A 21,932-nucleotide genomic window follows, 5' to 3' on the forward strand; every position below is an offset into this window, starting at 1 on the left:
GTTTGGTTACCTCATTGCACCAAGACATCATGGATGACCTAAGGTCACCGCAGGAGCCGCAACACATGATCTTTCGCAAACAACCTGCTGCCGGTCTGACACTGGCATTGCTCGCGACAGCTTTTTCGGGCTATAGCGCATCGGCGTTCCCTCTGGGCAAGAAGAAAGCCGCCCAGGAGCTTCCGGCAGCCAGACTTACGGCCAGCCAGAATCAACTGATCGATAAAGCGATTACCCGTGAAAAAGAGGTCATCAAAGTCCTCAAGGATCGCGCTCCGCTCGTCGAAACCTATATCCAGAACATGCGCTCCGACAACCAGCTGGGGCAGGCTCCTCAATCGGACCAGCACTTCCTGGGACGCGTGGAGTTCGGGCGCATTATTGGCGGAGAGCAGTTCGATGTCAACGAGGCGACCTCAAGCGGCATCAATCGCGGCAAGTTCGGCTTCTTCCGTCACTCCGCCTCGTTCCTCACCGGGCTGGGAGACAGCCTGCACATGAGCTTCAGCTCGGTCGGCTTTATCCAGATGCTGTTGATCGACTCTAACGACTTCGACCGACAGCACTACCAGTTCAGTTACGTTCGCAACGAGTTCCTGGGGAACACGCCTACGGCGGTCTTCGACGTTACCCCCATCGGCAAGAACAAGACGGGCCGCTTCTTCGGACGTATCTGGGTGGAGACGCAGGGCGGCAACGTCGTTCGCTTCAACGGCAACTTCGGCGGTTCCGAGAAGGATTCGCGTGAGTACTATCACTTCGACAGCTGGCGCACCAACGTTCAGCCCAACCTCTGGCTACCGACATCGATCTATGTAGAAGAGAGCGATCCCAAGAGCCCGAATCGTTCACTGCAGTTCAAGGCGATTAACCACATCTGGGGCTATTCGCTGAAAGTACCGCAGAAGGAATCGGAGAATACCTCGATGGAGGTGGTGGGAGCCACCGACGTCAGCAATGAGGCGCAGGATGTCAGTCCGCTGGGAGCGCAACGCGCCTGGGTACAACAGGCCGAAGATAACGTTGTGGAACGGCTCTACCAGGCGGGGCTGCTGGATGCTCCAAGCGAGTTCGATAAGACTCTGGAGGCGCTGGCGACCAATATCCTGGCCTACAACAACATCACGCTTTCGAAGCCCGTCCGGGTCCGCACGCTGCTAACAGAACCGTTGGAGTCGCTTTCGATCGGAAACACGATCATCCTCTCAAAGAGCCTGATCGATACGACAGCCATCCTCAGCCAGGATGGCGCCCAGCAGATGGGTGACCTGAATGCCCTGCTGGCCTTCCAGTTGGCTCACATCATTCTTGGGCACCGCCTGGACACCAAGTACGCCTTCAATGACCGTCTGCTCTTCCCGGCAAGCTCGGTCTTCGATCGCATTCCGATGCATCACACCCCGGAAGACAATGCGGCCGCGGCGAAGAAGGCAGTCGAGCTGCTGAATGCCAAGGAACTTGTGGGTGGGCAGCAGTACTTCGGCCTTTATCTGCAGCAGCTGCAGGAACGCGTGAAGCCCATAAAGGCGCTGAATGAACCGATGATCGGAGACGGCCTGATCAAGAGCGACGACGATCTTACTTTCTGGATGGAGGCCCTGATCGCCAAGAGCCCGAAACTGAATATGGCAGACCTGAAGCAACAGGCAGCAATGCCACTGTCAAGCTTCCTGCGCCGCGATCCCTGGACAGATCAGTTGATCACACTGCACACGGGCTTCGAGCCGCTGCTCTCGCCTGCGGACAAGATGCCCTTCGAGATTACGCCGGTCTATATCAAGCTGAGCTACTACAAATCCCCGGCTGAGACCCCGGCGCCTCCAGCAGGCGCTGCAGCTCCAGGCGATCAGCAGGCTCCCGGAGCGGGTGCGCCCGCTCCGGCCAGTGGAACCGCAAACCCGCCGCAGGAGGCTGCCCCTGCAGGCCAAAACACACCAGCGACCGGAACAGCGAATCCGCCGCAGAATTAATTCGATCGTTCCCGGGGATCGCCCCAGCGGTCCCCCCTTTCGACCATCCAGCCAAAGATCATCTCGTCCTATCTTCGGCTCTTAGCCTGAAAGCCAAACATGGAGGAACACCGAGTTGAAACGTCTTTTTTCTCTTTTTTCCATAGCCTTTTTGCTAGGGACGACGGCCCAATACATGCACGCCCAGGCTGCCCCCACAGCCATTCGTAACAGCTCGATCCAGCTCGGGGCAGGGTACTCCTTTGCATCGCCCGACTACGGCCAGAAGAAGATTCAGGGCTATACGATCTATGGCACTTACAACTTCACCCGCCACTGGGGGATTGAAGGAGACATCCATCGACTGGACGTCATCACTCCGACCGACATTGGCGAAGACTCCTACCTTCTGGGACCGCGCTATTCCATGCGTTTTGGCCGCTTCATGCCCTACGGAAAGGGTCTGCTGGGCCTGGGCACCTTCAAAACCGATTATGATCCCCGATCTTTGCGGAAGAACTACTCCAACACCTACAAGATGTGGGCCGCCGGTGCAGGTGTGGACATGGTGGCAAGCCGTCACTGGAATATCCGCCTGATCGATTTCGAGTATCAGAACTGGCCTGGGTTCGCCAAAAACGGACTGACTCCCTACGTCTTTACCTTTGGCGCAGCTTATACGTTCCGCTAAGCTTGAAGAGATGGGACTGCCGGCCGATAGAAAGAGAACCGGCAGTCCCATCTGAATCAGGCGTCTGGCCTGTCTGCAGGAATGATCAAGCCAGATCCAGGGGAACGTGATTGGTTAAGAATATTTTTTTCGTTGCAGCCCTCCTCAGCACTCCGGCATTTCTTTTTGCGCAAGCCAGCCCCACAGGAATTCGCAGGGCTTCGCTGCAAGTCGGAGCAGGCTTCTCCAACGCAAATACGGACTATGTGCCGAACCGGGTGAACGGCACTACCATCTATGCGGACTATGATTTCTTCCATCATCTCGGACTGGAAGGAGAGTTCCGCTACCTTAAGGATGGGCGGAGCAACATCTACGAAAAGACCTACGGGGTAGGTCCACGCTACTCCCGCACCTATGGCCGTTTTTCCCCTTATGTAAAAGGTTTATATGGCCGGGGAGTCTTCAACTTCACCTATCGTGGCGAAAGGACAGCCAATCTGGCTTACAACCTGGTCGCCTTTGGAGGCGGAGTGGATTACCGGCTGTTGCGCCATGTCAACGTCCGCGGCGAGTATGAGTATCAGCGCTGGTTCGGCTTCCCGCTCCACGGTCTGACTCCTTCCGCTGTCACCATAGGAGCCGCGTACCGTTTCTAGCCTGGAAAACGCATGAGAAAAGCCCCGGAGTCCTCCGGGGCTTTTCTCTCTTTATTTTTAAAATATTTTAGAAGTGGTACGCCATACCGACGGTCGGCATGGAGATGACCTCCCAGCGATTCGTCTTGAAGTTCGTCAGGCCGAAGTTCGGGGCCTTGGCCACGAAACCGCGATACTCTACGCGCACATCCCAGCTGGGGCTCAGCTCGTAGGCAAGTCCGCCCCCAAACAGCGCACCAGGATTGGTGCTCTGACGCGTATCGAAGTTCGTCGTCCGATAGTCGCGGATAGGGGTAAAGATCAGGCCTCCAATTCCGCCCTCAACGAACGGATTGAAGTTACGGAAGTTCAGCGTATAGACGTACGCTGCCGTAATCTCCTGCTGGCGGGTATGGATGCGCACATTTGGAAGAAAGCTGGTGTTGAACTTGGAGTTGTACTGTGCGAAGGAGTAGTTCAGCTCAAGGGCGCTGCGGGGCGTCAGCATGTATCGGTAGCTTGCGAGGAATCCGACCGTCTTCGTCGTATCCAGCCGAACCGCATTTCCATTGACCTGCGGCGTAAATATCCCAATCGCGCTAACGCTTGCGTCCTGCCGGCTCTCCTGCGCATAACCGAGAGATGCCACCAGCATCAGCGCGCCCAACAACATCATTTTCTTCATGCTTCGCTTGATCCCCTTCGAAATCGTCCAGAACATAAGGTAGAGCTGCTGCCGGCAAAACTGCGCGCCGAGGGTAGCTTCCAGCCCCTTCGTCACTGTCCCTTCATTGTAACCGCACAACCTGCAACTATGGGATTCTGAAAGAGGAAAGGCCGGAGAGAACTCCGGCACTTCCTCCCTTCCTGCCCTGGCAGAGGCTTTCCAGTTTGAGGAGGCGTTTCCCTGCTTATTGCGGGGGAGCCTGCTCCTGCTGACGATTCCGCATTCTTCCTCGCCTCTGCGCCTGCATGGCATCGAACTTCGGCTTCTGTTCATCCGTCAGGACGCCGCGAATCCTGTCCTGCGACGACTTGCGAAGATCCATCATTTTTGTGCGGCGCTGATCCTGGGAGAGCGTGCTGTCGTTGCGCAGCGCCATCATCTGCTGACTTGTGTCCTGCTGGATCGACTTCACCTGCGACTGCTGGTCCGCCGTAAGGTTCAACTTCTTCGTCAGCATTTCAAGCTGGCGGGCCTGCATGTGTTCTGCCCTGCCGCCCTGCTGGGCTTCTGCCTGCGGAGCCGGCTGAGGAGCAGCATCCTGCGCCTTCGCCGGAATCACGGTAACCGCGCCGCAGAGGAATGTGGCGAGCGCGATCTGCGTACATGCCTTATACAAATGCTTCTTCATCATCGACATCACCTCGCAAGATTGAGGAACTAAGCTCCGGGCCCGGAAACTCTCTCTTTCAAACGTGGTTCCAGCCGGAATGTTCCGCGGACAAAGCAGAAATTCGTCGTGACCGATCACCGCTCCGGGTGGAAACAGTACGGATCGCCCTGGGATGCGGCGTACGACTCCACGACCTTGAGAAAGGCCATGGCCGCATGCGAGAGGTTCGCCTGCTTGCGGTAAACCAGGCGCAGCTTCCTCTCGGTCTGCAGCTCCGGGACCTCCAGCATGACCAAAGCACCGCTCCTGAGCTCCGGAACCGCCGTCAGCCGCGGTACCAGAGCGATACCGTTGCCCATCTCGACAAAGCGTTTGATGGCCTCGAGGGAAGGCAGCTCCACTCCCATCTGCAGAGGAGTCTTATGCTTTTTGAAGGTCTGGATAACCTTCTGGCGCTGCGGTGACGGAATGTTGTGCGCGATGAAGTTCTGTGTCCCCAGCTGCCGGATGGAGACCTTCCCTGCCCCAGCCAGAGGATGACGGGGGTTGACCACCAGCGCCAGCTCGTCCCGATAGACCACGATCGACCGGATCTGGCTGTCGTCGGGCCGGAAGGAGAGCACGCCAAATTCGACCGAGTGCATCAGGACCTCATCGGGGATACGGCTGGCCAGCGTACGCTGAACGGCCAGCTTGATGCGGGGATTTTGGCGACGGAATTCGTCAAGTAGGGGAAGCAGATACAGGCTGGTGTACTCATTGGCCGCCAAATTGAGCCGGCCACGGTGCAGAGACCGCAGATCGGAGAGTGCTCCTGACGCTTCGCTCCTTAGATTCAACATCTTAGAGGCATATTCACGCAGGACCTCGCCAGCATCGGTCAACGTCCCATCGCGCGAGGAGCGATCGAAGAGCACCTCGCCGATCTCGCCTTCGAGTTTGGCGATTGCCTGACTAACGGCGGGCTGAGTACGATGGAGCCTGGAGGCGGCCCGCGAGAAACTGCGTTCTTCCGCTACAGCCAGAAACGTCTCCATCTGGACAAGATCCACTTTGTACCTCGCTCCGGGCCGATGTCTCTGATGGCGCGAATACTTCGATTAGAAGTTTTGATACACGCGCAAACCATCATAAGCCTGCGTTATGATAACGTGCAGGATCGAAAGTGACTAGAGCTATGCAGAATCCTAACCAGATCGTCTTCTTCGATACCACCCTTCGCGACGGCGAACAGTCCCCCGGCTGTACGATGCATCTTGACGAGAAGTTGCGTATGGCACATCAGCTGCGCGACCTCGGCGTCGACATTCTCGAGGCCGGGTTCGCCATCGCCTCCGAAGGCGACTTTGAGGCCGTCGAGACCATCGCACGCGAGGTGACCGGAACCCGCATTGCTTCGCTGGCACGTTGTAAGCGCGAAGATATTGACGCTGCCGGACGCGCCATTCAGGCCGCGAAGTCGAATCGCATCCACACTTTTCTCGCCTCGTCCGATCTGCATCTCGAATACAAGCTGCGTATCTCCCGCGAGCAGGCGCTCGACCAGACCGCAGAATCCATACGCCAGGCTCTGACCTACACCGACGACGTCGAGTTTTCGACCGAAGACGGCACCCGCACCGATCCGGATTTTCTTGTAAAGATGATCACTGTCGCAGTGCAGGCTGGAGCGACGACCATCAATATTCCCGATACGGTCGGCTACACCACTCCTGCGGAGTACGAGGCGACCTTCCGGATGGTGCGCGAGCGCGTTCCGGGAATCGAGAATGTGATTCTGTCGACCCACTGCCACGACGACCTAGGAATGGCGGTCGCCAATACGCTGGCCGGAATTCAGGGCGGGGCGCGGCAGGTCGAGTGCGCCATTAATGGAATCGGTGAACGGGCGGGAAATGCCGCTCTGGAAGAGGTCGCCGCTGCCCTGATGGTTCGCCGCGACAAGTTCCCCTACGCGAACAATATCAAGCTCGAACAGCTTTATCCGACCAGCCAGATGCTGGCCCAGTGCATCAGCTTCGGAGCTGCTCCGAACAAAGCCGTCGTTGGAGCGAATGCATTTGCCCATGAATCCGGAATCCACCAGCACGGCATGCTGGCCAATCCGCTGACCTACGAGATTATGACGCCGTCCTCGGTCGGTGCGGGAAGCACGAACCTTGTGCTCGGCAAGCACTCAGGCCGCCGAGCGCTGGCCGACCGCCTGGAGAAGCTCGGCCACAGTCTCACGCGCGAACAGCTCGACGAGGTGTATCACCGCTTTACCGAGTTGGCCGATCGCAAAAAATCCATCTACGACCAGGACATTCTGGGGCTGTTGAAGGCCGAAAAGTCCCCCGTCGCAGCAACGACCTAGAGGCCCGGCTTCAGCAGCGGCTTCGACAGACAAGAAGGGCTTAGCCCTCACTACCTCATCCAGAAGGAAAGCGAATGCGTCTCAAAGTTGCAGTTCTCGCCGGTGACGGCATCGGTCCTGAAGTGACACGGGAAGCCACTAATATTCTGCGAGCAGTCGCAGAGCTTGGCGGCCACGACTTCACCTTTGTGGAAGGCCTGATCGGCGGCGTTGCCATCACGGAGACCGGCTCTCCCCTTCCCACCGCGACGCTCGACTCCGCGCTCGACTCCGATGCTGTTCTGCTGGGCGCTGTGGGAGACAACAAGTTCAACTCGCTCACCCCGGACAAGCGCCCTGAAGCCGGCCTGCTGCAGATTCGCCAGGCGCTCGGTGGCTTCGCCAATCTCCGGCCCTCCTTCGGGTACAAGCAGCTCGCGGGAAGCTCGCCTCTGCGCCCTGAGGTCACCGAAGGCGTCGACATCCTCTTCGTTCGCGAGTTGCTGGGCGGTCTCTACTTCGGCACTCCGCGCTGGTGGAACAAGGAGACCAACGAGGCTATCAACACGATGCGCTACACCCGTGACGAGGTCGTCCGCGTCGCCCGCATCGCCTTTGAGCTTGCCTCGAAGCGTCGCAAGAAAGTTACCTCCGTCGACAAGGCCAACGTGCTCGAAGTCTCGCAGCTCTGGCGCACCACCGTGACCGAGATAGCGAAGGACTACCCCGATGTCACGCTCGAGCATCAGCTGGTCGATTCCATGGCGATGCACATCATGAACGTCCCGCGGAACTTCGACGTCGTGCTGACTGAAAACCTCTTCGGCGACATCCTCTCCGACGAGGCAGGCGTCATCACCGGCTCGCTCGGCATGCTTCCTTCGGCGACCATCGGCGGCACAGTCAATCTTTATGAGCCGGTGCACGGCTCCGCCCCCGACATCGCTGGTACCGGCAAGGCGAATCCTCTCGGCGCGATCCTTACCGCAGCCATGGTTCTGCGGCACTCGGCCGGGCTTGAACAGGATGCGCGCGCGGTCGAGCAGGCAGTCCACAAGGTTCTGGAGGCGGGATACCGCACGGCAGATATTGCCCGCGGAGGCGAAGAGGTGCAGCTGGTCTCCACGCAGGAGATGGGCAAGCACGTCCACCAGGCACTGGCCGAATCCATCGACCGGCGCCAATCGCTCCATGCTGTGTAATGACGATGAACTGGCAACTGAGATTAGTTCTGATGAACCTGGCAGTGGGCGCGGCGCTGTACTACCGCTGGCATCTTGGCGCACCGCTGCAAACGTTATTGATCGCCGCGCTGATCATGTTCCTTCTGGTAAACGTGCTCATCCTGCTGACACGAAAGAAACCTGCTTCCACCAAACGATAGATGCGCCGCCTCTTCCAATTCGCCGCCGCTGTACTGCTCATCACCGTAGTGCCGGCGTTATGTGCGCAGCTTCACCTGAAGCGGGAGAAGCCTCCTGTCGAGGATCTTTCGTGGATGTGGCAGTACACGCAACCCGCACCGATTGGCAATGCAGCGGCGCTTCTCTCGGATGTTCGCTTCAAAACGCTTCTGGCGACGCACCTGGCTGCACCGCAGAGCTTCTGGGGCAGGGGCAAGAGCCTGCCCGACACCATCGTCGAATTTCTCGGCCAGCCGCGTTCCGTAGTTGCCGAGCAGAACCGCTACTTCATTGCAACCGGCTGCGCGGCGCAGTTCTGCCCGGAGCGTGGAATGCTCTGGATCGACATCGCCTCGCCGCGTCCGCTGTTTGTCTTCGCCGCCACCCACTGGATCGCCGAGGACAAGCCGACCGATCAGGCAGGCGCGACCTATACGCTTTGGGTCTTTACCAGCCGCGCACTCGACCCTGCGCATCTTCCCCAGGCCCTCACGCGCAGCATTGCGCCGTGGGCGCAGGAACCCCTCGCCGACAAGACCGTCGAGCAGATCGCCAACGTGATCCTCGTCGATCCTGACGGACAACCGCACCAGCTTCAGCCGACCGACGTCGGCATCACGCAACCGACCGAGCAGAAGGCAAATTCATGAGCACAGCACCAAAGACGTTGTTTGAAAAAGTATGGCAGCAACACGTCGTCGCCGAACCCCAGGGCGAGCCGACGATCCTCTACATCGACCTGCACCTCGTCCACGAGGTCACCAGCCCCCAGGCCTTCGATGGCTTGCGCATGGCTGGCCGCAAGATCCGCCGTCCCGATCGCCACATCGCTACCGTCGATCACAACGTGCCGACGACGAGCGCCTATGACCGCCTCCACATCGTCGATCAGGTCTCGGCCGCGCAGGTCAACGCTCTGCGTAAGAACTGCGCCGAGTTCGGCATCGAGTTCTTCGACGTGCAGGACTCATCCCAGGGCATCGTCCACATGATCGGGCCGGAGCTGGGCGCGACCAAGCCCGGCATGACCATCGTCTGCGGCGACTCGCACACCTCCACCCACGGAGCCTTCGGCGCGCTCGCCTTCGGGATCGGCACCAGCGAGGTCGAGCATGTCATGGCCACGCAGACGCTGCCGCAGTCGAAGCCGAAAACCTTTCGCATCACCGTCGATGGCGAGCTTCCCTTCGGCGTTACCGCCAAGGACATCATCCTCGATATCATCGGCAAAATCGGCACCGACGGAGCCACCGGTTACGCGGTCGAGTACGCCGGCTCGGCCATCCGCTCGCTCTCGATGGAAGGCCGCATGACCATCTGCAACATGAGCATCGAGGCCGGAGCCCGCGCCGGAATGATCGCTCCCGACGAGACCACCTTCGCCTACCTGATGGGCCGCCGCTTCTCGCCCACCGGCAAGGCCTGGGACGAGGCTGTCGCGCACTGGAAGACCCTCCCCTCCGACGAAGGAGCTGTCTTCGACCGCGAGCTGCACATCGACGCCGCGACGCTGGCCCCCGCCGTCACCTGGGGAACCTCGCCCGGCATGCACGCCACCATCGACGGCACCGTTCCCTTGCTCGCCGACGCGAAGACCGAGGCCGACCGCAAGAGCTTCGAGCGCGCCTACGAGTATATGGACCTGAAGCCCGGCACCCCGATGGAGCAGATCACGATCAACACCGTCTTCCTCGGCTCCTGCACCAACGGCCGCATCGAAGACCTCCGCGCCGCGGCGAAGGTCATCAAGGGCCACCACATCGCCGAGAAGGTTCGCGCGATGGTCGTGCCCGGCTCGCAGGCCGTGAAGCGTCAGGCCGAAGCAGAGGGCCTCGACGAGATCTTCAAGACCGCAGGCTTCGAGTGGCGCGAGCCCGGCTGCTCGATGTGCCTCGGCATGAACCCCGACATTCTCCAGCCCGGCGAGCGTTGCGCGTCTACATCCAATCGAAACTTCGAGGGCAGACAAGGCCGCGGCGGACGCACGCACCTCGTCTCGCCCGAGATGGCCGCAGCCGCTGCCATCACCGGACACTTCACCGACATCCGCAAGTGGAAGCAGACGGAAGGAGCACAGCGCTAATGGAACCCATCAACATCCTCACCTCGAAGGCCGTGCCGCTGCCGCTGCCCAACATCGACACCGACCAGATCATCCCGAAGCAGTTCCTCAAGCGCATCGAGCGCACCGGCTACGGAGAGTTCCTCTTCTTCGACTGGCGCTACGATCTCGAGACGCCCGATCATGTCGAAGAGCGCAAGGACTTCGTGCTCAACAAGCCGGAGTACAAGGGCGCCGAGATCCTGATCGCCGAAAAGAACTTCGGCTGCGGAAGCTCACGCGAGCACGCCGCATGGGCGATCAACCAGTACGGCTTCCGTGCCGTCATTGCGCCGACCTTCGCGGACATCTTCTTCTCAAACGCGGGCAAGAACGGCATCATCCTCGTCCGCCTCAGCGAAGAAGACGTGCAGACGCTGATGAAGCGCTCCACCGAGAACCCCGATCACCAGATCACCATCAACCTGGAACAGCAGACCGTCACCGATGATCAGGGTTTCAACGCCCACTTCGACATCGATCCCTTCCGCAAGTACTGCCTGCTGAATGGACTCGACGACATCGGCCTGACGCTCCGCCACGTTGAGTCACTGGACAAGTTCGAACAGAAGCACAACAAGGAATTCTGGTCAGCACCAAAGACCGCTATCGCGTCTTGAGAAGACGATCGTGTCTTAAGTTGTCATTACGCAGCGTAGCGGAGGAATCTGTTTTTCGTTTCGGAACATGCTTTAGTTTTTTGAATTTGCTTTTCGTTTTGTTAAGGGCACGGCTTCAGCCGTGCCGCAGAAGCTAACTCTTACGAGGGGCTTTAGCCCCTGAGGGAATTTGCGAAGTGAGCAACGAACTTAGCCCGGCAAAGAAATACTCCAAGGTCGTCACCGAAGGCCCCAACCGCGCCGCTGCACGCAGCTATCTTCGTGGCGTCGGCTTCTCGAAGGAAGACCTGCACAAGCCCATCATCGGCGTCGCCAACACCTGGACTGAGGTCGGTCCCTGCAACTTCCACCTGCGCCAGGTGGCAGAGGCCGTCAAGCAGGGCATCCGCGAGGCAGGCGGAACTCCGATGGAGTTCAATACCGTCACCATCTCCGACGGCATCACCATGGGCACCGAGGGCATGAAGGCATCGCTGATCTCGCGTGAGGTCATCGCTGACTCCATCGAGCTGGTCACACGCGGCAACAGCTTCGATGGCCTTGTTTGCATCGCCGGATGCGACAAGAACATGCCGGGCGCCATCATGGCGCTCGCACGTCTGGACATCCCTGGCCTCATGCTCTACGGCGGCTCCATCGCCCCCGGCCACGTGAAGCAGCCGGATGGCTCTGACAAAGAAATTACCATCCTCAACGTCTTTGAGGCCATCGGCTCGCACGCCGCAGGCAAGATCAACGACGAGCAGCTCGAAGCCGTTGAAGCCGCGGCCTGCCCCGGTCCCGGAGCCTGCGGCGGACAGTTCACCGCCAACACCATGGCGATGGCCGGTGAGTTCCTCGGCATCTCGCCCATCGAGATCACCGGCGTTCCCGCCATGTCGCCCGACAAGGCGAAGGCGTCACGCGAAGCCGGCCGCCTCGTCATGCAGCTCGCGGAGAAGGGAGTCAAACCCTCCCAGATCCTGACGCGGGAGTCGATCGAGAACGCCATCACTGCCGTCTGCGCCTCCGGCGGATCGACCAATGCTGTCCTGCACCTGATCGCCATCGCGCACGAGCTGAAGATTCCGCTCTCCATGGAGGACTTCGACAAGATCTCCGAGCGCACGCCGTTCATCTGCGACCTCTCGCCCGGCGGCAAGTACGCCGCCAAGGACTATCAGGAAGCTGGCGGCTCACGCGTGCTGGCTAAACGCCTGATGGACACGGGGCGACTGCACGACACTCCCACGGTTACAGGTAAGACGCTCTTCGAAGAAGCCAAGCAGGCGCACGAGACGCCGAACCAGCCTGTGATCCACACCTGGGAGAATCCGCTGAAGCCCACCGGCGGCCTCGTCATCCTGCGCGGCAACCTCGCACCCGAGGGCTGCGTCATCAAGGTCGCAGGCCACGAGCGCATCTTCCACCAGGGCCCGGCGCGCGTCTTCGAGTGCGAGGACGATTGCTTCGCTGCCGTAGAAGCGGGCAAGATCAATCCATCTGACGTCTGCGTCATCCGTTACGAAGGCCCAAAGGGTGGCCCCGGCATGCGCGAGATGCTCGCCGTCACCGCCGCCATCAAGGGCATCCCTGAGCTCTCAGAGACCGTGGCCCTGCTCACCGACGGACGCTTCTCCGGTGCAACCCGCGGCCTGATGGCCGGCCACGTCGCTCCTGAAGCCTTTGTCGGAGGCCCCATCGCCGCCGTCCGCGAGGGCGACACAATCACCTTCGACATCCCCAACCGCGAGCTGCGTCTCGAAGTCGATGACGACGAAATCGCACGACGCCTCCGCGAGGTCAAGCAGCCTGAACCACGCTTCAGACGCGGCGTCTTCGCCAAGTACGCCAGCACGGTAAGCAGCGCGAGCGAAGGAGCTGTAACGTCGTAAGGACAGATTCGCTTCCCACGCCAAGAGAGATTCTCCAGGAGAAATCAGACTTGTATATCAAAGCTTCGGAAAGAACGGGAAAGGCTTCCAGTGAGCCGCGAGGAGGACGCCAAATTGTCTTCCTCGATCTCATCCGGTTCACCGCTGCATTGCTTGTTCTGGCTTTCCATGTCGGCTTTCGATCATTTCCGAAAACACCGGAGGGATGGCACACCGTCATCGGACGATACGCCCGTCTGGGATGGGTCGGAGTACCTATTTTTTTCGTGCTCTCCGGTTTTGTGATCGCCTATTCCGCAGGGAAGGCGAGCCCTTCGGAGTTTGTGAAAAGCCGTCTTCTCCGGCTTTACCCAGCGGTCTGGATCTGCTCCACGATCACACTTGTGCTGCAGATCTTCACCACTGGCTACTACCACGGTCTGCTGCATGCTTGGCTGGATGCCCTGACGTTAGCTCCAGTTGGCCCTATCATCGACGGGTCTTATTGGACGCTTCGCGTGGAGATGAGTTTCTACCTCCTCATCTTCCTTCTGCTCGTCTTTGATCGGTTCCGATACATCGGGCCCACAATGGTGACAGTCTCTGCCCTATCGACGGCGTTTCTTGCGTTAGGCTATGCCGTCGACCACGCCCTGTTGAAGGCAGGCGGATTTATTCCTTCCATCCCGGACTTCCTCATCAACTCGCGCTGGGCACGTCTGCTGCTTATCGATTACGCCCCTCACTTTGCCATCGGAGTTCTTCTCTGGTTGATGTTCTTCCACGGCGTTACGATCTTCCGTTCATGCGCCCTTGCCTTCTGTTTTCTTGGAGCGGTCTTGTCCGTAAGAGTTGAGTGGCAGGAGGTTGTGCAGTCTTCCAAAGAACCATCCTCTCTGATGCTCTGCATCCTCATCTGGGCAGCAGCCGTCCTCGCTATCGTTCTGTCGGTGCGCTATAACAAGGCCATCGTGGAGTGGCTCGGCCCAGAAAGAACAAAACAGGCTCGAACTCTCGGCCTGATTACGTATCCGCTTTATCTCTTACACCAAAGTATCGGCGAACATTTCGTTCAACGATTGAACGGGCGTATTCCAGACATAGCGATCATGCTGCTGGCAGCTGCTGCCAGCATGGCTCTCGCGTACGGCGTCGTTCGCTATGCCGAAAAGCCCATACAGGAACGACTGCGTCGACTGCTGCATCCTGTACGCCCACCTGTCTCTGTCTCAACGCTTCCCTGATTGAGTTTCCTATGGACGCTCACTTCAAGCTATTCAATGCCAGAACCACGGAGGTAACCAAATGACTGACAATCACAAAAATGCACACCCCACCCTGACCGGAGCCGAGATCCTATGGGCCACGCTCGTAGGCGAGGGTGTCAGCACGGTCTTCGGCTACCCCGGCGGAGCCATCCTCCCGGCCTACGACGCTCTGCGCAAGTTCCCCATCCATCACGTGCTCACGCGGCACGAGCAGGGCGCGGCCCACATGGCCGACGGTTACGCGCGCGCCTCGGGCAAGGTGGGCGTCGCCATCGCCACCTCGGGGCCGGGAGCAACCAATCTCGTCACCGGCATCGCCACCGCCATGATCGATTCCATCCCGATCGTCTGCATCACCGGCCAGGTCTCGTCCAAGGTTCTCGGCTCCGATGCCTTCCAGGAGATCGACATCACCGGCATCACGCTGCCCATCACCAAGCACAACTTCGTCGCCACGCGCGCCGAAGAGATCGCTCCGATGATCCGCGAGGCCTTCCAGATCGCGCAGTCCGGACGGCCCGGCCCGGTGCTGGTCGACATCACCAAGGACGCCCAGCAGGGCACCGCCATCTTCAACTTCGACGATGCCGCGCCCGCGGCCTTCCGTCCGCACCCGATGCTGCGCGCCGAATCCGCCGAGATGAATCGCGCCATCGAGCTGATGCGTTCGTCGAAGCGCCCGGTGATTCTTGCAGGGCATGGAATCACGCTCTCCGGCGCCGAGCAGGAAGTCCTCAAGTTCGCTGAGCGCTACCAAGTTCCGGTCGCCACCACGCTGCTCGGCCTCGGCGCCTTCCCTGCCTCGCATCCACTTGCTCTGGGCATGATGGGCATGCACGGCGAGAGCTGGGTGAACCACGCCATCCAGAAGGCCGACCTGCTGCTCGCCTTCGGCATGCGCTTTGACGACCGCGTCACCGGCAACCTCGCCAGCTATGCTCCCAACGCGAAGAAGATCCACATCGAGATTGACCCCAGCGAGATCAACAAGAACGTCAAGGTGGACGTTGCGCTGATCGGCGACCTCAAGGAAGTGCTGCGCACCATGGAGCCGCTGATCGCCGCACCCAGCTACGAGCAGGCCAGCGACCGTCACACCACCGCCGAGTGGCTGCGCGAGATTCGCGCCATGAAGGGCGACGCCGCCGTGCGCGACATCATCAATCTGCCCGACAACGGTCACCTCTACGCCGCGCACGTCATCAACGACATCTGGCAGGAGGCCAAGGCCGCGGGCCGTCTGGACAAGACCATCATCGCCACCGATGTAGGCCAGCACCAGATGTGGGAGGCGCAATACTACAAGCACGAAGATCCGCGCACCCTCATCACCTCGGGAGGACTAGGCACCATGGGTTATGCTCTGCCCGCCGCTATCGGGGCCAAGATAGCGCAGCCCGACTACGACGTCTGGTGTATCGCCGGCGATGGCGGCTTCCAGATGACCGCCTCCGAGCTTTCGACCATTCAGCAGGAGGGCCTGCACATCAACGTCGCCGTCATCAACAATGGCTTCCTCGGCATGGTGCGTCAGTGGCAGGAGGCCTTCTACGACAAAAACTACGCCTGCTCGCCCATCCTCTCGCCCGATTTCGTCAAGCTGGCCGATGCTCACGGAATTCCCGGAGCGCACGTCGTCGAGCGCAAGGATGTAACACCTACCGTTACGAAGGCGCGTGAGGGATCTACACCGTTTGTCATCAACTTCTCCGTAGAGAAGGAAGACGGCGTCTACCCGATGATCGCTCCAGGCGCAGCCCTGCATGAGATGGTACGCAGGCCCCAGAAGGATCCTCTGGTCGAGACCGCCGAGGACGAATAAATCGACAGGATGGGGTCAACCAGGACCCCATCCGTCCAAGCACCAGCAAAGATGCAGTGCCTTGCAGTTCTGGAATCGCTCCTGGAAAGCGCCTTGGAATGAAGATCGTTCTTCAACAGAAGTCTGGCCTTGGAAATCAACTGTTTCAGTACGCCGCTGGTCTCTACTTCGCACGAAAGTATTCGGCGCAATTAGAGATCATCCGCGAACCCGAGGAGCGCGCCGTGTCGTTCGGATATCCACGTCCCTTCCTGCTTTCGAAGTTCCGCATCGCCGCGCCCGTGCGGCAGCGGAACCGATGGGACCAGCTCGTCTGCTCGACCGCAAACTCCAAGCGGATCGTCTCCGATCCTGTACGCCTGCTCTCCGGAACCGTGACCCACAAGCCGCACTTCTCCACGGACTGGATCTTCGTCGACGATCTTCCCATCACCACTTCGACGAGAAGCATCTACCTCGACGGGTACTTCCAGGCCCATCAGTACGCCGCGGGAGTCGAGGAGCAACTGCGCAGCGAACTCACGCTTCGTGAACCTGCGACGGGGCAGAACCTCGAGACGCTCAACCAGATGCAAGCCTCGGAGTTCCCCGTCTCGCTGCACGTCCGACGCGGCGACTACACCAAGATCTATGGCGGACGCGACGCCCTTCCGATCACGTACTACCAGAACGCCATCGCGGAGATGCAGGCCTACGCCGCCGATCCGACCTTCTTCGTCTTCTCCGACGATATCGCCTTCTGCCGCGAGAACCTTCCTGCCGCCCCGCGCTATGTCTTCGTCGACCACAACGGACAGGCGGAGGCGCACGAAGACCTTCGCCTGATGTCTGCCTGCCGCCACCACATCATGGCCAATAGCAGCTTCTCCTGGTGGGGCGCCTGGCTGAACCCGAACGCCGACAAGATCGTGATTGCACCCAACCGCTGGCTCGATCCCGCGGTTCCCAACCCTGACCTGCTGCCTCCATCGTGGAAGCGGATCGCAGCCGATACAGCCATCGACACCCCCACCTGTTCAACCTCAGATGACAGCCTGATAAGGATGTAACGATATGCTTCACACCTTCGTAGCCCTCGTAGACGACAAGCCCGGCGTGCTCACGCGCGTCGCTTCCCTCTTTCGCCGTCTCAACGTCAACATCGTCTCGCTCACGGTCGGCGAAAGCGAGCGTGAGGGTGTCTCGCGCATGACCATCGTCTGCGAAGCCCCGGAGCATGCCTCCGACCGCATTCGCGCCTCGCTTTACAAGCTCGAGATCGTCCTCGATGTTGACGAACTCGGTCGCTCCGAAGCCGTCATCCGCGAGCTCTGCCTCATCAAGGTGGCCGCTGGCCCCAACTCGCCCAACGGTCAGCACTCGCGCTCCCAGATTTTCGAGCTCTCCACGGTCTTCCGCGCCCGCGTCGTCGATCTCGCACCGGAATCGATCATGCTCGAGATGACCGGAGCCGCCAGCAAGATCGAAGGCCTTCTGCAGGTGCTTCGCGAATCGAGCTTCGAGATCCTCGAAGTCTCGCGCACCGGACGCATGGCCATGCGCCGCGGACACCACACCAGCCGCGTCCTCAAGGCCCTGGGCACCAGGACTGCAGATGACACTCCGGTCGCATTTCCGAACCGTCCGGCGGTAGACAACCTGCCCAACCAGTTCGCCGAGGACGACGCTTAGCCGAAGCCCTCTACGCAACAATTGCCGCGATAGCCTCAGACCGTTTGAGTCCTAAAAAGTCCCGGCTCGCAGTCAAAACGCATAAACTATTTACACAACCACCAGAAGGAAGACAACCGAAAATGGCAAAGACCTACCACGATCAAGACGCAGACCTCTCCCTCATCCAGTCGAAGAAAGTCGGCATCATCGGCTACGGCTCGCAGGGCCACGCTCACGCCCTCAACCTCAAGGACTCCGGCGTCGAGGTTCGTGTAGGCCTTCGTCCCGACTCTCCCAACGCCGAGCGCGCCCGCAAGGCTGGCCTCCAGGTCGATACCGTCGCCAACATCGCCAAGTGGGCTGACGTCATCATGAACCTCACGCCCGACCAGACCGCCGCCAAGGTCCACAAGGCCGAGATCGAGCCGAACCTGACCCCCGGCAAGACCCTGATGTTCGCGCACGGCTTCAACATCCGCTTCGGAACCATCGTTCCTCCCGCAGGCGTTGATGTCTCGCTCGTCGCCCCTAAGGCTCCCGGCCATCGCGTTCGCGAAGTCTTCACCGAAGGCGGCGGCGTCCCCGGACTGGTCGCTGTCGAGCAGAACGCCAGCGGCAAGGCGCTTGAGCTCGCACTCTCCTACGCCAAGGGCATCGGCTGCACCCGCGCCGGCGTTCTCGAGACCACCTTCACCGAAGAGACCGAGACCGACCTCTTCGGCGAGCAGGCCGTTCTCTGCGGAGGCACCGCCGCTCTCGTCAAGGCAGGCTTTGAGACCCTGACCGAGGCCGGCTACCAGCCCGAGCTCGCATACTTCGAAGTGCTGCACGAGCTCAAGCTCATCGTCGACCTGATGTATCGCGGCGGCCTCGCCTACATGCGCCACTCCATCTCCGACACCGCCGAGTGGGGCGACTACGTTGCCGGTCCGCGTATCGTCACCGCCGAGACCAAGAAGGCGATGAAGAAGCTGCTCGAGGAGATCCAGGACGGATCGTTCGCCAAGAAGTTCATCGAAGAGAACGAGACCGGCCGTCACGAGTTCGCCCGCATCCGTCAGCAGGAAGCTGCGCACGGCATCGAGAAGGTCGGCGCCGAGCTCCGCAAGGCGATGCCCTTCCTCGATCCCGTCAAGGTCGAGAACGGCGCTGTCGTCAAAGCCTAAGCCCGGTTGTCATACAGGAAGCCCGGCTCGCGAGCCGGGCTTCTTTGTTTCACTTTGCGCTTTTTGGAAACACACCGATGAAGACCCCACGCTCCCCCTTCTACGTCACCACACTGATCGCCGGCGCCTTCTTTATGGAGAACCTCGACGGCACCATCATCGCCACGGCTCTGCCGCAGATGGCACGCAGCTTCGGCGTGGGCGCTGTTCGCCTGAACATCGGCATGACGGCTTACCTGATCACTCTGGCCGTCTTCATCCCCATCAGCGGCTGGGTCGCGGATCGCTTCGGCGCGCGCACCATCTTCGCCTCGGCCATCGGGATCTTCACCTTCGCCTCGCTCCTCTGCGCCGCGGCTCCCAACCTCACCATCTTCACGCTTACGCGCATCCTGCAAGGCATCGGCGGCTCCATGATGGTGCCGGTTGGACGCCTCATCGTCCTGCGCTCGACCCCCAAGGACAGGATCGCCCAAGCGATCGCCTACATCAGCTGGCCGGGCCTCGCGGCGCTCGTCATTGGCCCTCCTATCGGCGGCTTCATCACCACGTACTTCTCCTGGCACTGGATCTTTCTGCTCAATCTTCCTATCGGCCTCATCGCGTTGGTGCTGACGATCCTCTGGATTGAGAACACCCGCTCCGACGAAAAGCATCCACTCGATTGGATCACCTTCATGTTCGCCGGTGCTGCATCTACCGGTGTCGTCTACGCATTGGAGACGCTCGGCGGCGGCGAGGGCCAGTGGAAGATGGCAGTCGTAGTCCTCGTCCTCAGCCTCTTCAGCGGCTACCTTGCGGTCGTGACCGCACGGCGCAACCCGGTCTCGATGATCGATCTCGAGTCCATGCAGTTGAAGTCCTACCGCCTCAGCGTCTACAGTGCGAGCGTCTTTCGGGTCGCCGTTGGCGTTCTTCCCTTTCTGCTGCCGCTGATGTTTCAGGTGGCGTTTGGGTTGAGCGCCTTCAAGTCCGGCCTTTACCTGCTCGCGCTCTTCGGCGGCGACTTCAGCATGAAGTCCATCGTGCTGCCCGTCCTTCGACGCTTCGGCTTCCGCCGCCTGCTGATCTTCAACGGCATCATCGTCGCTGTGTCCGTCGCCCTGTGCGCTACCTTTACGCCGCACACCGCTCCAGCGCTCATCGCCGCTCTGCTCTTCTTCCACGGAGCCGCCCGCTCGCTCGAATTCACCTGCATGACGACGCTGGCTTATGCGGAAATTCCGCCCGAGCGCATGTCCCGCGCCAACGGCTTCCTTTCCGCTGTTATGCAGCTCTCCATGGGCATGGGAGTCGCCGTCGGCGCCGTCATGCTCCGCCTGATCGCACGCGCCAGCGGACACCTGCCCGCCAACCCGCACCTCCTCGACTTCCAGCTTGCGATCCTGTTCACCTCAGTGCTCGCCCTGGCTCCGGCCATCGAAGCCATGGGGCTTCCGCGCAACGCCGGCGCGATGACGAGCGGGCACTACTCCGATCCCGATCTCGAGTTTCCGGCCGCATAGCTCGGCTCGAAGATCGCACGCACAAGCTGCGATTCCTCGCGTACGATGATCTGCGATGAACCGCCGACAGTTTCTCCAGACTCTCAGCGCAGCCACAGCCACTGGCCTGCTCGGTGCAGCAAAGCCTGCCGCTCAGCCCAACATCGTCTTCATCTATGCGGACGATCTCGGCTACGGCGACGTAAGCTGCTACGGCGCAAAGTCCGTCCACACGCCCAACATCGACTCGCTCGCAGCCGAAGGCCTGCGCTTCACCGATGCCCATGCGACCTCGGCCACCTGCACGCCTTCGCGCTACTCCGTGATGACCGGCCAGTACGCCTGGCGCAAGCCGGGCACAGGCGTGCTTCCCGGCGACGCCTCGCTCATCATCGACACCGACCGCCTCACGCTGCCCGAGCTGCTGAAGCGAAGCGGCTACCGGACCGGCATCGTAGGCAAATGGCACCTGGGCCTGGGCCGCGGAGAGATCAACTGGAACTCCGACATCACCCCCGGTCCAAACGAACTCGGCTTCGACTACTCCTTCATCATTCCGGCGACACCCGACCGCGTCCCCTGCGTCTTCGTGGAGAACCATCGGGTCGTCAATCTCGATGCCAAAGATCCCATTCACATCAGCTACAAGCAGCCGTTTCCCAATGAAAAAACGGGCCGGGCAAATCCCGAGTTGCTGAAGATGAAGCCGAGCCACGGCCACGATATGGCCATCGTCGATGGCGTCAGCCGGATCGGATACATGGAAGGTGGCAAATCGGCTCTGTGGGTCGATGAGGATATAGCGGATACCCTCTCAGCCAAAGCCGTCCGCTTCATCGAACAAAGCGCTAAGGAGAGCAGCGGGCAGCCCTTCTTTCTCTACTATCCCGCGCATGACATTCACGTACCCAGGCTTCCAAACAAACGCTTTCAAGGCAAAACCTCCATGGGGCCGCGCGGCGACGCGATCGCTGAGCTTGACTGGTGCGTAGGGCGCATCCTGAATACGCTCAAAAAGAATGGCCTCACACAGAACACCCTGATCGTCTTCTCCAGCGACAACGGTCCGGTGGTAGACGATGGCTACCAGGATCAATCGGTTGAAAAGCTCGGCTCCCACAAACCCTCGGGAATCTATCGCGGCGGTAAGTACAGCAACTTCGCCGGAGGCACTCGCGTTCCCTTTCTCGTAAAGTGGCCGGACCACGTAAAACCAGCAACGACATCAGACGCCCTGGTCGATCAGATCGACCTGTTCGCCTCGTTCGCAACATTGACGCATCAGTCTCTTGCTCATAACGATGCTCCTGATAGCGTAGATATTCTTCCGGCACTTCTCGGAAGATCCTCTACCGGCCGTCAGTCGCTGGTGGAAGAGGCAGACGTGCTTGCCCTAGTGCAGGGGGAGTGGAAGCTGATTGAGGGCAGCAATAAGCCGGCATATAACGAAAATACCCGGACAGAGCTGGGTAATGCGCTGCAACCGCAGCTCTATCATCGGATCAGCGATCCGGAGGAGCATCATGATGTCGCCGCTCTTCATCCCGATATCGTAAAAAGGATGATCGCGACCCTGAACCAGATCCGCTCCGAAGGCCGCAGCCGCCGATAGCGAACATTTTTTCCTGCTTCA

Annotated in this window: 20 protein-coding genes; 17 read left to right on the forward strand and 3 right to left on the reverse strand. The window is 60.2% G+C overall.

The genetic code is table 11. The features are described 5' to 3' along the window. The first annotated feature begins 65 nt into the window (after positions 1-65). From GWR55_RS08890 to GWR55_RS08900, 3 genes are all read left to right on the forward strand, one after another. Positions 66-1,970: a hypothetical protein gene (locus GWR55_RS08890; protein WP_202925604.1), complete on the forward strand. Its 1,905-nt coding sequence runs from the start codon at positions 66-68 to the stop codon at positions 1,968-1,970. A gap of 115 nt (positions 1,971-2,085) precedes the next feature. After that, entirely contained in the window at positions 2,086-2,640 is a 555-nt protein-coding gene (locus GWR55_RS08895; protein WP_162401949.1) for a porin family protein, read from the forward strand. A 110-nt stretch (positions 2,641-2,750) separates the two neighbouring features. After that, a complete protein-coding gene (locus GWR55_RS08900; protein ID WP_162401950.1) occupies positions 2,751-3,278 on the forward strand; it encodes a porin family protein in 528 nt (175 codons plus the stop codon). A 67-nt stretch (positions 3,279-3,345) separates the two neighbouring features. Here GWR55_RS08900 and GWR55_RS08905 read toward each other — a convergent pair whose 3' ends face one another. The 3 genes from GWR55_RS08905 to GWR55_RS08915 all read right to left on the reverse strand — a co-directional run bounded on the left by GWR55_RS08905 (position 3,346) and on the right by GWR55_RS08915 (position 5,631). Beyond that, on the reverse strand, positions 3,346-4,038 hold the full coding sequence (locus tag GWR55_RS08905) for a porin family protein (protein ID WP_238398733.1): 693 nt from the start codon (positions 4,036-4,038) through the stop codon (positions 3,346-3,348). 130 nt (positions 4,039-4,168) lie between these two features. Next, the gene (locus GWR55_RS08910; RefSeq protein WP_162401951.1) at positions 4,169-4,615 is read right to left on the reverse strand and encodes a hypothetical protein; all 447 of its coding nucleotides are present in this window, start codon (positions 4,613-4,615) and stop codon (positions 4,169-4,171) included. 113 nt (positions 4,616-4,728) lie between these two features. Further along, positions 4,729-5,631 (reverse strand): LysR family transcriptional regulator, encoded by a 903-nt coding sequence (locus GWR55_RS08915; protein ID WP_238398734.1) that lies wholly within the window; start codon positions 5,629-5,631, stop codon positions 4,729-4,731. A 140-nt stretch (positions 5,632-5,771) separates the two neighbouring features. Here GWR55_RS08915 and GWR55_RS08920 point away from each other — a divergent pair, with 140 nt between their 5' ends. The 14 genes from GWR55_RS08920 to GWR55_RS08985 all read left to right on the forward strand — a co-directional run bounded on the left by GWR55_RS08920 (position 5,772) and on the right by GWR55_RS08985 (position 21,911). Continuing rightward, positions 5,772-6,950, forward strand: a complete 1,179-nt coding sequence (locus tag GWR55_RS08920; protein WP_162401953.1) for a 2-isopropylmalate synthase — start codon at positions 5,772-5,774, stop codon at positions 6,948-6,950. A 74-nt stretch (positions 6,951-7,024) separates the two neighbouring features. After that, complete coding sequence (leuB, locus tag GWR55_RS08925; RefSeq protein WP_162401954.1) at positions 7,025-8,131, forward strand: 3-isopropylmalate dehydrogenase; 1,107 nt, start codon at positions 7,025-7,027, stop codon at positions 8,129-8,131. Positions 8,132-8,136: 5 nt separating this feature from the next. Continuing rightward, positions 8,137-8,313: a hypothetical protein gene (locus tag GWR55_RS08930; RefSeq protein WP_162401955.1), complete on the forward strand. Its 177-nt coding sequence runs from the start codon at positions 8,137-8,139 to the stop codon at positions 8,311-8,313. Further along, a complete protein-coding gene (locus tag GWR55_RS08935) occupies positions 8,314-8,982 on the forward strand; it encodes a hypothetical protein (protein ID WP_162401956.1) in 669 nt (222 codons plus the stop codon). It begins immediately after the preceding gene. Next, positions 8,979-10,415 carry a 3-isopropylmalate dehydratase large subunit gene (gene leuC, locus GWR55_RS08940; protein ID WP_162401957.1) on the forward strand — a complete coding sequence of 479 codons (1,437 nt, stop codon included), beginning with the start codon at positions 8,979-8,981 and terminating at the stop codon, positions 10,413-10,415. The genes GWR55_RS08935 and leuC overlap by 4 nt, the downstream gene beginning before the upstream one ends. Further along, positions 10,415-11,053, forward strand: a complete 639-nt coding sequence (leuD, locus tag GWR55_RS08945) for a 3-isopropylmalate dehydratase small subunit (RefSeq protein WP_162401958.1) — start codon at positions 10,415-10,417, stop codon at positions 11,051-11,053. Before leuC ends, leuD begins: the two co-directional genes overlap by 1 nt. A 176-nt stretch (positions 11,054-11,229) precedes the next feature. Then, positions 11,230-12,927, forward strand: coding sequence for a dihydroxy-acid dehydratase (gene ilvD, locus GWR55_RS08950; protein WP_162401959.1), 1,698 nt, complete (start codon positions 11,230-11,232; stop codon positions 12,925-12,927). A gap of 50 nt (positions 12,928-12,977) precedes the next feature. Beyond that, positions 12,978-14,150 (forward strand): acyltransferase, encoded by a 1,173-nt coding sequence (locus GWR55_RS08955; RefSeq protein WP_162401960.1) that lies wholly within the window; start codon positions 12,978-12,980, stop codon positions 14,148-14,150. Between the two features lie 61 nt (positions 14,151-14,211). Then, positions 14,212-15,996, forward strand: a complete 1,785-nt coding sequence (ilvB, locus tag GWR55_RS08960; RefSeq protein WP_162401961.1) for a biosynthetic-type acetolactate synthase large subunit — start codon at positions 14,212-14,214, stop codon at positions 15,994-15,996. 98 nt (positions 15,997-16,094) lie between these two features. Further along, positions 16,095-17,045 (forward strand): alpha-1,2-fucosyltransferase, encoded by a 951-nt coding sequence (locus GWR55_RS08965; protein WP_162401962.1) that lies wholly within the window; start codon positions 16,095-16,097, stop codon positions 17,043-17,045. 4 nt (positions 17,046-17,049) lie between these two features. After that, a complete protein-coding gene (ilvN, locus tag GWR55_RS08970; RefSeq protein WP_162401963.1) occupies positions 17,050-17,667 on the forward strand; it encodes an acetolactate synthase small subunit in 618 nt (205 codons plus the stop codon). A gap of 122 nt (positions 17,668-17,789) precedes the next feature. Beyond that, entirely contained in the window at positions 17,790-18,815 is a 1,026-nt protein-coding gene (gene ilvC / locus GWR55_RS08975) for a ketol-acid reductoisomerase (protein ID WP_162401964.1), read from the forward strand. 77 nt (positions 18,816-18,892) lie between these two features. Then, positions 18,893-20,320 (forward strand): MFS transporter, encoded by a 1,428-nt coding sequence (locus GWR55_RS08980; RefSeq protein WP_162401965.1) that lies wholly within the window; start codon positions 18,893-18,895, stop codon positions 20,318-20,320. Positions 20,321-20,375: 55 nt separating this feature from the next. After that, positions 20,376-21,911: a sulfatase-like hydrolase/transferase gene (locus tag GWR55_RS08985; RefSeq protein ID WP_162401966.1), complete on the forward strand. Its 1,536-nt coding sequence runs from the start codon at positions 20,376-20,378 to the stop codon at positions 21,909-21,911. Positions 21,912-21,932: the final 21 nt, after the last annotated feature.

The sequence above is a fragment of the Edaphobacter sp. 12200R-103 genome, assembly GCF_010093025.1.
GTDB lineage: Bacteria > Acidobacteriota > Terriglobia > Terriglobales > Acidobacteriaceae > Edaphobacter.